11 protein-coding genes are annotated in these 13,887 nt (G+C 61.0%); 3 read left to right on the forward strand and 8 right to left on the reverse strand.

The window, feature by feature from the left end:
* The gene (locus Q5064_RS03170) at positions 1-1,365 is read right to left on the reverse strand and encodes an ATP-binding protein (RefSeq protein WP_302962231.1); all 1,365 of its coding nucleotides are present in this window, start codon (positions 1,363-1,365) and stop codon (positions 1-3) included.
* 208 nt (positions 1,366-1,573) lie between these two features.
* Positions 1,574-3,175 carry an FAD-binding protein gene (locus tag Q5064_RS03175; protein WP_302962234.1) on the reverse strand — a complete coding sequence of 534 codons (1,602 nt, stop codon included), beginning with the start codon at positions 3,173-3,175 and terminating at the stop codon, positions 1,574-1,576.
* A 256-nt stretch (positions 3,176-3,431) separates the two neighbouring features.
* Between Q5064_RS03175 and Q5064_RS03180 the strand changes: the two genes are divergently transcribed.
* Positions 3,432-3,989, forward strand: coding sequence for a TetR/AcrR family transcriptional regulator (locus Q5064_RS03180; protein WP_302962236.1), 558 nt, complete (start codon positions 3,432-3,434; stop codon positions 3,987-3,989).
* A gap of 58 nt (positions 3,990-4,047) precedes the next feature.
* Here Q5064_RS03180 and Q5064_RS03185 read toward each other — a convergent pair whose 3' ends face one another.
* From Q5064_RS03185 to argF, 5 genes are all read right to left on the reverse strand, one after another.
* On the reverse strand, positions 4,048-4,884 hold the full coding sequence (locus Q5064_RS03185; RefSeq protein WP_302962237.1) for a deoxyribonuclease IV: 837 nt from the start codon (positions 4,882-4,884) through the stop codon (positions 4,048-4,050).
* 113 nt (positions 4,885-4,997) lie between these two features.
* The gene (locus Q5064_RS03190; protein ID WP_302962239.1) at positions 4,998-5,981 is read right to left on the reverse strand and encodes an NAD(P)-dependent oxidoreductase; all 984 of its coding nucleotides are present in this window, start codon (positions 5,979-5,981) and stop codon (positions 4,998-5,000) included.
* 133 nt (positions 5,982-6,114) lie between these two features.
* The gene (locus Q5064_RS03195) at positions 6,115-7,008 is read right to left on the reverse strand and encodes a dimethylarginine dimethylaminohydrolase family protein (protein ID WP_201757614.1); all 894 of its coding nucleotides are present in this window, start codon (positions 7,006-7,008) and stop codon (positions 6,115-6,117) included.
* Positions 7,009-7,093: 85 nt separating this feature from the next.
* The gene (locus Q5064_RS03200; RefSeq protein WP_302962244.1) at positions 7,094-8,617 is read right to left on the reverse strand and encodes a YfcC family protein; all 1,524 of its coding nucleotides are present in this window, start codon (positions 8,615-8,617) and stop codon (positions 7,094-7,096) included.
* A 33-nt stretch (positions 8,618-8,650) separates the two neighbouring features.
* On the reverse strand, positions 8,651-9,667 hold the full coding sequence (gene argF / locus Q5064_RS03205) for an ornithine carbamoyltransferase (RefSeq protein WP_151431102.1): 1,017 nt from the start codon (positions 9,665-9,667) through the stop codon (positions 8,651-8,653).
* A gap of 306 nt (positions 9,668-9,973) precedes the next feature.
* Between argF and Q5064_RS03210 the strand changes: the two genes are divergently transcribed.
* On the forward strand, positions 9,974-11,479 hold the full coding sequence (locus tag Q5064_RS03210; protein WP_302962246.1) for a sodium:solute symporter: 1,506 nt from the start codon (positions 9,974-9,976) through the stop codon (positions 11,477-11,479).
* 115 nt (positions 11,480-11,594) lie between these two features.
* On the opposite strand, the gene Q5064_RS03215 is transcribed toward Q5064_RS03210, so the two are convergent.
* Positions 11,595-12,779 (reverse strand): helix-turn-helix domain-containing protein, encoded by a 1,185-nt coding sequence (locus Q5064_RS03215; protein ID WP_302962249.1) that lies wholly within the window; start codon positions 12,777-12,779, stop codon positions 11,595-11,597.
* A gap of 145 nt (positions 12,780-12,924) precedes the next feature.
* On the opposite strand from Q5064_RS03215, the gene Q5064_RS03220 reads away from it, so the two are divergent.
* Entirely contained in the window at positions 12,925-13,869 is a 945-nt protein-coding gene (locus Q5064_RS03220; protein ID WP_302962250.1) for an AEC family transporter, read from the forward strand.
* Positions 13,870-13,887 lie beyond the last annotated feature (18 nt).

The raw sequence follows: 13,887 nt of genomic DNA on the forward strand, positions 1-13,887 counted from the left end.
CTACACAACACCACTCATGTATAGCGGCAGGCAAATCCGATCCCCCTTTACTTCCAAAGCGCGCGGATGCAGCACGAATTCGGTGCCGACCTTCTTCCCGAACTTGCTCTTAAACTTGTCGAGCGAGACGGTTTTGTAGCGCCTTCCGCTTTTTACCTCGACAGGGGCGATGCGCGTCTTCATGGCTGCGTTGGGGTAGGGCTGCCTGATGAGGAAGTCGATTTCCATGCGCTCGGCCGCTACCCGCGAATAGGACGAGTAGAAGTGGAGGGAGCGCCCGGCGGCAACAAGCTGCTGTGCCACGACGTTCTCCGCCAGCATCCCTTCATTGCTTTCGATTCTGCCTTTCAGTATTTCCTGATAGAGCGAAGGCGATGACTCCTCGTCGTCACCGTAAGCCATCGTGGCCAGAAGGCCCGTATCGGCAAGGTAGCATTTCACCGCATCGCCGCGTGTCATGTTGAGCCCCACATCAGGGTCGGTGCAGTTGTAGCAGTTGTTCACGAGGCACGCATCTGACAGCCACTTGATAGCGTCTTCGTACTCGCGCGTTCGAGCGCCCTTGTCGAGCTCCGCCAAGACCAGCCTCTTCTCTTTACGTGAAAGCTGGCTGGGAATATCGTCGAATAGCGAGCGGATCTTATGGGCGTCTTCCCCGCCGTACTTTGCGATATCCTCCCGGTACAGTCGGAGAATAGCCTTCTTTGCGCGCTCCACCTTCCCGAAATCGCGTGCGTCCACATAGGCAGCCACTGCTTGGGGCATGCCGCCTACCAGCATATATTCGCGGAAGTAGAGCTCGGCCTTTCGATGCAGCTCAGTTGGCAGCGGGGTGAGCGCCCTGCGGCTCTCGGCAATGAGAGCACGCAAGCCACCCTCCCCAAACGCATCCAGAAACTCACCGAAGCAGAAGGGGCGCAAAACAATGGCCTCTTCCTCGGAAGGGATGAGGATATCGGACACGTTGCGTTTCAAGGAGATGAGCGATCCCGTTTCCATGTAATCGTATCGCCCATCCGCTACGAGATGCTTGATGAACTCCCTTGCCTGCGGAAACGACTGCACCTCGTCGAACACGATGAGGGTATCCCTCTCGATGTACGATCCCCCCGTGAAGGCTTGCAGGTAAAGAAAAAACTGGTTCAAATTGCTTCGTGTATCCAGAAAGGTCTGCTTGAACTCCTCAGTTGATCTGGAGAAATCCACGAGAATGCAGCTACCGTACTCTTGACGGCCGAATTCCATAGCGAGTGAGGACTTGCCAACACGGCGGGCTCCTTCTATGAGCATAGCAGTGCTTCCAGCACTCTCGTTTTTCCATTGGAGGAGCTTTGCATAGGCATCACGTTTGAAAAAAGTAGCCATTACACACCCTATCAGGTATTATTGAAGAGCTTTCACGAATCCTAAGTTATATATGCTCATGATTTTACACGAATCCTAAGTTATACATGCCCATGATTTTACACGAATCCTAAGTTATATATCGATCCGTACTTGGCTATTTAGCAGCTCAACCAAAAGAAGGCGCCCGTTGGGGCGCCTTCTAAGGGAGGGCGGAGTTTTCTTCGGCCTACAGGCGCGACAGGGCGTGCTTGGCGGCGACGCGTCCGGAGTTGATATTGTTCGCGTTCGCCCCGCCTGCAATATTGATGGTGTAGATGTTCGCCCATAGCATAGCGCCTTCCACGCCCACCACGTACAGGCCCTCGATGGGGTCGCCGGCGTCGGTGATGGCGTTGAAGTTACGGTCGGTCTGAATGGAGCCGATGGCCACCTGCACGTCGGGCGTCACGTGGAATCCGTAGTAGGGGGCAGTGCCGAAGTCAATGAGGAACTCCGCATCTTTGCCGTAGTCGGCGTCGTCCTTGGCGGTGCAGTAGCCGTTGTAGCGCTCTACTGTGCCGGCGAGCGCCGTGGCGTCCACGCCCATGGCCTGCGCCAGGGCCTCGACGGTGTCGGCCTTCACCACCTCGCCCGAAGCCAGGCCGTTGTTCAGCTGATCGGCGGCATCCTGCTCGCCGTTCATGTAGATGTCGAGCATAGCCTGGTCCATCAGGATATGGGTCTTCTTGTTGGGCCAGGTGGGCACCGTCATGAGCATGGCGTTCACCGACGAGAAGTTCTCGTTCACGAAGCGCTCCGCGTTCTCGTTGACCCAGATACTGTAAGGAGCGGCCACACCGATAAGGAAGCTGAACTTGCCGCCTTCGAAATACCCAGGAAGCCCGCGCACCGCAAGCGCCATGAGATACGCGGTGCTTTGACTATAGTCTTTCGCGCCCGCCTCAATAAGCATGTTATGGGCTGTAGCATCATGACCGGGCATGCCCACGTACACAGCGTCTTCCGTATTTATACCGTTCTTTGATACCATTTTGAAGTCTTCCGCAAAACCGCCCGTGGCCACGATGACCGAGGAGGCATTGACTTGAATATTCTTGCCACCCTCGTCGGTAACGATGATGCCGGTGGCTTTCCCGTCGGTCATGACAATCTGCTTGGCTAGGGTGTTGTAGCGAATATCGACCCCAGCCTCTTCGGCAGCCTTCAGCATGTGAGGTACGTAGCCCACGGCGCCCTTATCTTCCTCAAAACGATGGAAGACCTTCTCGGTGCCATTGTCAGCGTCTACGCTCATGAAAGTTACCCCATGATCGAGAAGCCAATTGACGTTGTCTCCAGAGTTATGCACCATATCGACGTAGCGCGGTCCGTTGACGCGCTGCTGGGCGGCCTCCAGCTCCTGGCGGATGAGCGCGCCCGTGGAGAGGTTCGTCACGCCCTCCTGCTCCTGCATGCGGGAGCCCACGGCGAAGATGCCCTCCACGCCGGCCTCGCCGCCGCCTGCAACCGCTTCGCGTTCCACGCAGATGACGCGGGCGCCCGCCTCGCCGGCCTCCACCGCAGCAGCCAGGCCAGAACCGCCGGCACCCACAATGACGATGTCGCAGTCCTCGGTGCTGTCGACGCTGAGGGGCTCCGCGACCGCCTCGGCGTTCGCAGGCTCCTTTTGCGCGGCGGGCGCACAGCCGCCCAGCACCGCCAGCGACCCTAGCAGGGCTGTGGCACCCACGCCGCGCAGGAAGCCGCGACGGTCGATGGTGTGCGGTGCGACGACAGGCGGCTCCTCGATGATGTCGTTGTTATCAAGCTCGTTCGTGCTCTCGGTCATAATGCCCTCCTTCGCAAGGCGTCGTGTCTTAACGCAACGAGCATAGGGGCGCTCCTATGCGGCACTCAAGAAACAACGGGCGCGGCTGTTCCGAGATGCGGAACAAATGGGCTCGTGTGTGTCACATCTTGGTAAGGTGCAGGGGGATGCTGTGTCATACTCGTCCTATGGAAGGGATTACTCTCGGTAGGGGGATGCCATGGACTCGAAGGACTGCCTCGCGCATATTCAGCAGCGGCGCCAAATACTGCGCGCCTTGGCAGCAGTGACTGCCCGCAAGCCGTTCTCCGCCATCACGGTGCAGAACATCTGCGACGAGTGTGGCATCTCGCGCTCCACGTTCTACCGCAGTTTCTCCAGCATAAAAGATGTGGCCTACTGGTACCAATTGTACTGCGCTATGCTGGGGCTTTACCAAATCGGTCGTACCTTAAATATTACGAAGGGCCACGCTGCCTCCATCCGGCTGCTCAGCGAGCTGTTTCCTGTCTACGGCAACTTCTTCCGCAACTGGGACTACGATTTCTCGCTGCCGTCCGTGACCACCCACATTGAGGAGATGCGCACCGTGCTAGCTGAGCGCGGCATAGTCGTTGACGCCGCCGTAGAATACCAGCTGGACGGCATTGCGCGCATGGCGCACCACATGATAGAGCGCTGGTTCAACAGCGGCATGGACATCACCGTCGAGCAGCTGGCCGACATCATCGCCTCGCAGTACCCGGAAAACCTGCGCCGCATCTTCGACACGCCGCCCACGCCCCGCGACCCCGCCCAAGTGGCCAGCATGCTCATAGGCGCAGCGCCCTGCTAGCGAGGTCTCCGTAGTGGCTGTGCAGAGTAAAGCCTTAGGATGATTAGACTGGCCCCAGCTAGCTGACATGCGCCGCGCGCAGGGCGGCGATCTCGGCGCCCCAGCCGGCCAGGTCGTCCTGGGGCGTTTCCAGAAAGAAGGGCAGATCGCGCAGGGCGGGATGGTTCGTCACCGCTGAAAGCGCCTCGAAGCCGATGTGTCCCTCGCCGATGGGGGCGTGGCGGTCCTTGCGGGCGCCGAGCAGGTTCTTCGAGTCGTTCAGGTGAATGGCGCGCAGGCGGTCGAGCCCGATAACGCGGTCGAACTCCTCCAGCACGCCGTCCAGGTTGCCGGCGACATCGTAGCCGCCGTCCCACACGTGGCACGTATCCAGGCACACGCCCACCTTGTCGGAAAGCCCCACCGCGTCGATGATGGCGGCCAGCTCCTCGAAGCGGCCGCCCACCTCGGTGCCCTTGCCGGCCATGGTCTCCAGCAGAAGCGTGGTGGACTGGTCCGGGGTGAGCACCCGATTCAGGGCGTCGGCGATAAGCTCGATGCCCGTCTCCATGCCCTGGCCCACATGGCATCCGGGATGCATGTTGTACAGCTGGCCGGGGGTGTTCTCCATGCGCATGAGGTCGTCGGTCAAAAGCTCGATGGCGAACTGGCGCGTCTCGGGCTTGGCGGCGGCCGGGTTCATGGTGTAGGGCGCATGGGCGAGAAAGCGCGTGATGCCGTGCTCGCCGGCGTACTCGTGGAAGGCGGCCACGTCGGCCGGGTCGATGGCCTTGGCACGACCGCCCCGCGGATTGCGCGTGAAGAACTGGAAGGTGTTCCCGTCGATGGAGACCGCGTCTTTCGCCATCTTCAGATATCCCTTGGCACTGGACAGATGGCAACCGATGGTGAACATGGCCTTCCTTTCGACGAAGCTAACGCAGCGGCCGCCTAGTATACGCCCGCCACAATGCCGCACATAAAAAGAGCGCGACTTCGCAGCCGCGCTCCGTTGCCCCGTCGCACCCGCTAGTTCACCAGCTTGAACACCTTGTCCTTCTCGCCTTTCAGGTAGTGGACGATATTCTGGCAGGACAGGCGCTCCAAATCTTCGATGGACGACGAGGAATAGAACGCAGAATGGGGTGTGAGCATAACGTTGTCACGGCCCACAAGGGGGCTTGAGGCCAAATCCGGCGTCTCATCATAGAGCACATCGGCCCCAAAGGCTCGCAGCTGACCGGCATCCAGAGCCGCTACCAGAGCCCTTTCGTCCACGCACAAGCCGCGCCCCAAATTGATGAAGATAGGACGACGCTCCATGGCGGCGAAGGTGGCCTCGTTAAAGTAGTAAACGTTGTCCTCGGTGAGGTTCATGTGGTTCACGATGATGTCGGCCTGGGCAAATAGCTCCTCGGGGGTCACCCGTTCCACGCCCAAGGCCCCGAAGGCTGCATCGTCGCCCGCAATGTCGGTGGCAATGACGCGACCGACCAGACCCGCCGCCTTGCGAGCCGTACACTTCCCGATTTTTCCGAAGCCCACAATGCCCAGTGTCTGATCCTGCAGGCGCGGCCACTGGGGGGCGGCAGCGTAGTCCCATTTGTGGTCGTCGTCAATTTCGCGCTGGTAGAATTTGAAGTGCTTGTTCAGCGCGCACATGTAGGCGATGGCGCTCTCGGACACGTCCCAGGTGCAGTACTCCCCCACCGGGCACACGCCGATGCCCCGAGCCGTGGCCGCTGCCAGATCCACGTTGTCGTAGCCGGTGGCGTTGATGGAGATCACTTTCAGGTTGGCCGCGGCCGCCTGGGCCTCGTCGTCCATGGGAATGAACGCGGTGAGCAACGCATCGGCATCGGCCAGGTGCGCATAAAACTCCGCCCGGGCGTCGTCGGCGTATGACAAGACATCGATAACCGTATCAGGACCAAGGCCTTCGACGAGAGTGCGTATCTCCAGCGTGTGATCGGGCATCATGGAGTCGGGGTAGTCGCTGATGAGAACCTTCATGGGAAATCCTCCTGGGAACAAAGGGTGGCAAGGGCGGCCCGGCGGTCGGCGGCGCGAGCGGCGGGCCCGAGCTCCTTCACCAGGCGAGGCCAGCAGCCGGCACAAACTGCGGGCCTCGCCGAAGGTGCGTCGGTTACGGACGATAGATAGGCTGGGTCAGGCAGTGAGGGCCACCGCCGGCGTGCAGGATCTGATCCAGCGGCACGTCGATGACATCCAAACCGAGTGCGCGCATCTTATCGTTGATGTGCTTGTTCTTCTGGATGGCCACCACCTTGCCATCGCCGATGCACTGCACATTACAACCATGTTTGTACATGTCCTCGCTGGCCACGGGAATAAGCTCGAAGTTGCGGCGCTTCAACATCTGCAGGAAGTTGTAGGGCAGCTGGTCGATGCAGGCCAGGGCCACCTGGGGTGCCACGATGTTGAAGATCATGTCCAGGTGCAGGTTGTCGGGCGGGCAGGGCACGCCCACCACCGTGTAGCCAAACTTCTGCAGCTGGTCGCGCAGGTTGTCGACGCCAGCCTGGTCGGTGCGGTCAACCTGGCCGAAAGCCAGAGTGTGATCGTCGATCATCCAGAAGTCGCCGCCCTCCATGCAGCCAGCGTTCACTCGGGCCACGATGGGCACGCCCATCTCCTTCAACTTCTCCTCGTAGGCCACGGTCTCCACCTGGCGCACCGGATGGCGGAACCGGCCGATCACGGCGCCCTCCTTTACCATGCAGCCATAGTCGCGGGCGAAAGTCATCACCTCGAACTCGGGTCGAGGTTGCACCTGCACCACCTCGATGCCGTTGGCCTCGTAGGCATCCACGAGCATCTGCCACTCGGCCACCATCACATCGTTGCGCTCTTCATCGCCCTTGCGCATCCACTCAGCGGTAATAACGTTGATGCCGTTGAACTTGTAGAAGCGCGGCGAGCACATCATCACCTTCTTCAAGGGATTGGTGGCGTTGCGCACGAACACCTGCTCGCCGGGCTCGTCGAACACGGTCTCGGTCTTCTTCTCTTCAGTCATGGGTTTCTCCTTTCGGGGGGCTGCGACCGCGGAAGTCGCGGTCCGAAGCCGACAAAACAGCAGTGCAAAGCGAATGGGTGAAGGACTACAGAATCACCAGCACGCACAGGAACACGCAGCAGAATGCGAACAGCACGCCGAAGATGGGCAGTACCTTCTTCACCCAGTCGCCGTAACTCATATGGGCCGCAGATGTGCAGGTCATCACCACAATAGAACAGGGGGTTATCATCTTCGCGAGCCCCAAGGCCATGCAGTAGATGATGACCATAATGTACACCTCCACGCCGGCGAACTGCGACAACGACGCCATGATGCCCATGGTAGCCGCCGCCAAGCCCGTGGACGAGGGAATGAGGCAGGCGATGAGCGTGTACAGAACCAGAGCCACGATGACAAAGGCGATGGGCGGCAGGGCCGAGAGGGTGGACTCGCAGGCGTTCAGGATGCTCGGGGTGATCTGGCCGTTGTCCATGACCACCTGTATGCCCCGGGCGAGCGGTACCACGAAGGCCGTGGACACAAGGCCGGCCGCCCCGGCGATAAGCGTGTCGATGATGGTGTCGGCGTCGTAGCGCATGACTAGGCCGATAGCGAGAGTTGCCACCATGACCAGCATGGAAATCTCGGGGAAGTACCAGGAGCCGAAGGGCACCATGTCGCAGCCGAGTAGCTCGCGCAGCACCGGGGTAACCCCCACCCAGGCGGTGAATTGCTCGAAGAACGTCCAGTCAGGGTTCAGCGAGGTCCAAGGCACCAAGCCGACGATGAGGACAACCCAGGTGAGGCAGAACACCACCAGGGCGCGCTTCTGGCGCGGCGACAGGGACAGGTCGCCTTCCGCGGCCGCCGGGAATTCCAGCAGATCCTGCTGGCGACGGAAGAACTGCACCGACTTCTCAGGATGCGCCTTCACCTTGTCGGCGTAGCGGCAGATAATGAAGATAACGAGCGCCGTAGAGACGACGAACAGCACCAGGCGCACGATCATGCCCTCGCCGGCGGAAATGCCGCCGATACCCGAGGCAATGCCCACGGAGAACGGGTTCACCACCGAAGACAGACAGCCGATCTGTGTGCCCAGCACCACAATGAGGATGGCAGTCACCGTGTCGAGCCCCAGCGCCAGCATGACCGGCACAAACATGAGGAAGTACACGATGCCCTCCTCGTAGGCCCCCTCCAGGGTGCCGAAGAACGCCATAATAACGACTAGGATGGCAATGAGCAGATGCATGTTTTCGGCATGCTTGGTGGTGATGCGCTTGATAGCGGTCTTCAAGGCGCCGGTGCGATCCATCATTTCCAGGAAGCTGCCAAACAGCAGGATAGTGAGCGAGATGGAAATGGCGCCGCTGATAGCACCCGAACCCAGCATGCCGGTGATGGGCGCCATGAACACGTCCCACAGGCCCTGGGGGTTCGATGCCACTGTGTGGTAAGTGCCAGCAATGGCATCGCCGTCTTCGGTTAGGTCGTAGGCGCCGCCGGGCACGAACCATGTGAGCACAGCGATGAGGCAGATCACGCCGAACAGGATGACGTAGGTGTTCGGCATCTTAAACTTCTTTTTGCCCTTCTCGGGCTCGATTACGACAGTTTCGGACATGGGACACGCCCCTCTCTTCCGATGCGGCGAGGCCTACACGCTGGGCACGTACAGATTGCCCAGGGTAGCCGCCATAATGGCCTTGATGGTGTGCATGCGATTCTCAGCCTGCTGGAACTGACGACCGTGGTCGCTGTAGAACACGTCGTCGGTCACTTCCATGGCCGAGATGCCGTGCTTGGCCTCAATGTCGGCGGCGTAGTCGGTCTCGGCGTTATGGAAGGCCGGCAGGCAGTGCAGGAAGATCCAGTCTGGGTTCTTGATGTGGCTCACAAGCTCGGCGTTCACCTGGTAGGGGCTCATGAGACGCACGCGCTCGGCAAACTGGCCCTCCTCGCCCATGGCGGCCCACACATTGGTGTACACCACATCGGCGTCGGCGACGGCCTCCACAGGATCGTTGGTCACGGTGATGGTGGCGCCGCTCTGCTCGGCCAGAGCCTTCGCCACAGCCAGAATCTCGGGGTCGGGCTCCAGTTCGGCCGGGGTGGCGTTCACGTAGTTCACGCCGAGGATGGCGCTTGTGATCATAAGGGAGTTCTGCACGTTGTTGCGGCCCTGGCCGATGTAGGCCAGCGTGACGCCTTCCAGGGTGCCCAGGTTCTCCTTGATGGTCATAAAGTCGGCGAGCATCTGAGTGGGGTGCTCCTTGTCGGTGAGCCCGTTCCACACCGGCACGCCGGAGTACTCAGCCAGTTCTTCCACGTTGGACTGCTTGAAGCCGCGAAACTCGATGCCATCGAACATGGATCCGAGCACGAGCGCAGTGTCGCGCACCGTTTCCTTCTTGCCGAGCTGGATGTCGCCCTTGCCCAGGTACTCCGGGTGCGCGCCCAAATCGATGCAGGCAGTGGTGAAGGCGGCGCGGGTGCGGGTAGACGTCTTCTCGAACAAAAGCGCGATGTTCTTGCCCTCCAGGTAGTGATGGGCGATATTCTGCCGCTTCAGGTCCTTCAAGTGTTCGGCGAAGCCGATGAGCCACATCAGCTCATCTTTGGTGTAGTCGCGAGTGGAAAGAAGGCTGCGACCCTGGAAGACCGAATCCGTCATGGTGATGCTCCTTTTCTTTGCTGGCCGAATCCCCTCCGACGGCCCCCGCGTCTCGACGGAGCGGCGGAGGGGAAGAGAACGCTGCCATGGTACGAAGAGGACGAGGTGACACCCCCTGGACGCGGTGACAAAACCTGCGAACCCGTTTTTGTTCCGCGGAACAACAGCGCTGCGGTTGGCGCGACCTAGCATAGGTGGCGCTGGAACTGCGGCCTTCGGGCCGTCCCCTTCTCCGAGGGACTCGATGTACGGTCTCTGCCCCAGTGCCGGCCCATCATCTTTCAATGGAAGGATCGGAGGCGCACCATGGCCCTCTCGCCCATCGACTACGCCATCATCGCCGTGTACTTCATCGTCATCGTAGCCATCGGATTCATAGCCCTGAGATTCACCAAAACCAAGGAGGACTACCTGGTTGCCGGCCGCCGACTGTCCTTCCCCCTGTTCTTCGGCTGCATGGCTGCCCTGGCCCTGGGAGGAGGCTCCACCGTGGGCAGCGCCGAGCTAGGCTACCGGTACGGCTTCGGCGGCGTGTGGCTGAACGTTAGCATCGGCTGTGGCCTCATTCTGGCCGGGCTGCTTATTACGAGCAAACTGTCAAAGTTGCGGGCCCTCAGCGTGAACGAGGTGGTGGAAGGCAGCTACGGCCCTACAGCGCGGCTATTCAGCACCGTACTCACCCTCGTGTACACGGTGACGTTATCGGTGGTGCAGGTCATCGCCATCGGCACCATCATCAACGGAGTGCTGGGGCTCGATGCCACGCTTTCCATGATTGCCGGGGGTGGCATCGTTATTGCCTACACTTTCGCCGGGGGCATGTGGTCGGTCACCATGACCGATATCGTGCAGTTCGTGGTGAAGACCGTGGGTATTCTCATTCTCGCGCCCATCTTCTGCTTGTCGGCCGTCGGCGGCTGGGATGCCTTAACCTCTCAGCTGCCTGCCGACTTCCTGTCCGTGGGCAATATGGGCTTCGACCAGAGCTTCGCCTATGTTTTGCTATACGTGCCGGGGCTCATCATCGGCCAAGACATTTGGCAGCGTATCTTCACCGCCAAAAGCGAGCGCGTGTCGAAAGTGGGAACCATCTGCGCCGGCGTGTACTCCATCGCCTACGCCTTCGCCACCGTCGTCATCGGCATGAGCGTGGCAGTACTCATGCCCGCTATGGCCGATCCCCAAAACGTCTTCGTGGTGGGAGTGACCACATTTCTGCCCGTGGGCGTACGGGGGCTCGTGCTGGCCGCCGCCATGGCCGCCACCATGTCAGTGTCGAGCGGCACCATTCTGGCCGCCTCCACCATTGCCTACAATGATCTGTACTGCCGGTTTGCGCCAAGCCGTCGGAGTCTCCGCGCCCCCAGTACAGAGACGCAGGTCGCCGACGAGGATGCGGGCGGGACAAGCCAGCGCCGCGGCCTGTCGGAAGTGGCCGTCACGCGGCTGTTCGCGGCCCTCATCGGAGTTGTGGTCATGGTGTGCGCTCTGGCGATCAACGACGTGCTGGTGGGCATCGATATTAGCTACGGGTACCTGTCCGGCTGCGTGTTCGTGCCCCTAGTTGCCAGCTTCGCGCTGAAGCGGTTCAGCCCCAAAGCCGGCCTATACGCGCTGGGATTGTCGGCGGTGACGGTTACGGCGGCCTTCGTTTTGCTGGGTACGGCCAGCTCGCTGCCCATTCTCATCGGCATGGCCACGGGACTTGCAGCCTACGTCACTGCGAGTCTCATCGATAAGACGCGTACCGATTCCCAATTCATCGACGCGGCTGCCGCAGCCTTGAAGGATCGGGAGAACGGGGGCCAGTAGCACCGGAAACCCCAACAGCGAAGACGTCCCGCGAGCCGGAAGATCACCTAGTCAAGGGCGTCCGCTAACCTCCGGAGCCGGTCCGCAGACCGCAAGGCCCAGCAACCTGGAAAGCTCAGCAGGACGGAGCCTCTTCATCAAGATCGCCCAGCTCCGGCAGAAAAACGAGTCCCAGATAGCTGATGAACAGCCGGTCCGACATGCCTTCCATGGCCATGAGCGCCTTGGCCTTCCGCAGTCGGTAGCGAATGGTGTTCGGGTGCTGGAACAGGCGCTCGGCCACTTCGCGCACATCGCCCTGGGTACGCACGAGGGCCTGCCCGGTTTCCACCAAGTTCGTGCCATGCTCCTCGTCATAAGCCGACAGCTTCCCCTTACAGTCGTCCACCATGCTCTGGTACAATCGGTCAGCCCGCACGGCCTGGGAGGCGGCCGCAAAACGCATGTCGCACCACCGCTGCACCGGCACGCCGCTTTCAAGGGCGGCATCAGCCGCGGCCAGAGCCTGGCGCACAGCCACGTCACCGTTGTCGATCCACAGGGTGTCGCTCATGCCGCAGTGCAGAGAATGCACCGTGGTCAGCAGCTTCGAGCAGCGCTCTTCTAGTGCCTGGCGCTTCTCCTCGTCGGAGGACACGCAAGAGATGAAGGTCAGGATCACGTCGCCGTAACGGCAGGTGCTCACGGTTTCCACCAGGCGACGATCGTCGCGCACCACCGACAGGGTACCGTCCACCACGTTCATGAGCGCGTAGAAGGAACCTGCATCTCGGGACACCGGGCAGCAGGCGACGCACAGCAGCGTAGCGCCGGTAGCACCCGTCAACTCGTAGAGGGCGCTACGCACAGCCGCACCGCCTCGCAGGGCCAACAGGCCGTCCACTGCCCGGCTCTTGTCGGCAGCGGCGCGGTCGCGCTGGATGAGATCGAGAGACTCGTAGGCCACGCGCTCGTGGTAGGCACCATCGTAGATAAACACCGGCACTCCGGCTTCGGTGCTGGCCGTACGAACCACCTCGCTCACCGGAGCTTGGTACACCGTTTTCACGGCGATTGCGGCAACGTTGCGCTTTATCATGGCGAGAAGCGACTGCTCGGCCAGAAGCGGATTGGCGTAGGCAAACCCGAGATTGGTCACAATCAGCTCGCGCGGCCCGTACACATTGTAGTTGTTGTAGTCGGGAGGGCAGTCCAGGATGCCGACGTTGCTCACCTCCCGCTCCCCGGCCCCCGGGCACGGAGCCGCCAGCTCCACGGTCTCGAAGGCGGGCAGCGCGAGAATGTCATCGACGGTGATCACGGGAGCTCCTTGGAACGGTGGGCTAGGACGCGGGCACCCCTTTAACGTGCCTATGGCGCCGCGAAGCCAGTATACGCCATGGGAACGGCAACACTATCGTACACTGGCATCGTTGAACATGGGAGCAGGAAGGGTAAGTCCGACCATGGACGCGGGAATGCTGACAATCGTGCAGGAACTGGTGACGCTGTTCATCATCGTGGGTGTAGGCTACGGGGCGAAGAGGACCCGGTTCATGATCGTGGAATTCGATCGCATGCTCTCGCGGCTCGTCATCAACCTGGCGCTGCCGGGACTCATCTTGGGCTCGGTACTCGCCGCCGACGAGCTTCCAGGGCGTCGTGAGATTCTGCTCACCTTCGCCCTGTCCTGCGCGAGCTACGTGGTGTTGGTGGCCGTAGCCTACGCCTTCACCACCCTGCTGCGCATACCAGCAGGACATCGGGGCGTGTATCGATTCATGCTGTGCTTTGGGAACGTGGGGTTCATCGGATTCCCCGTCATTTCCGCTATTTTCGGCCCCGAGGCCCTCATTTACGCCACGGTGTTCAACTTGCCCTTCAACTTTCTCGTGTTCTCGGTGGGCGCCTGGTTCCTCACCCAGGACACCGACGGCGACGTGAGGGTGCGGCCGAGCTGGCGCACCTTTGTCACGCCGGTCATGCTGGCGTGCATTGCGGCCATCGGGTTGGCCCTGGGCGACGTGCACAGCGTGCCCGTGCTAGGAGACGCACTATACACGCTAGGGTCTATCACCACACCGGCGGCGCTGCTCATCATCGGCTCGTCGCTGGCGAACATGCCCATGCGCGACCTTTTGGGCGGGCCGCGTCTGTGGGCCTGCGCCTTGTTCCGACTGCTGGGCATGCCGGTGATTATTTGGGCAGTGTTCCATTGGTTCGTGCCGTCAGGACTTCTGTTCTCCATCATCTTGGTGCTATCGGGCATGCCCGTGGCCACCAACGGCACCATGCTCTGCTACCAGTACGGCGGCAACTCCCGGGTCATGGCCCAGGGCACCTTCGTCACCACCGTACTGGCCTTGGTGAGCATCCCTGTGCTAGCCATCTTTGTAACGACAGTGGGATAGAGCGCCTGCGCGCGCCTC

It is taken from the genome of uncultured Adlercreutzia sp., from assembly GCF_958431955.1.
GTDB lineage: Bacteria > Actinomycetota > Coriobacteriia > Coriobacteriales > Eggerthellaceae > Adlercreutzia.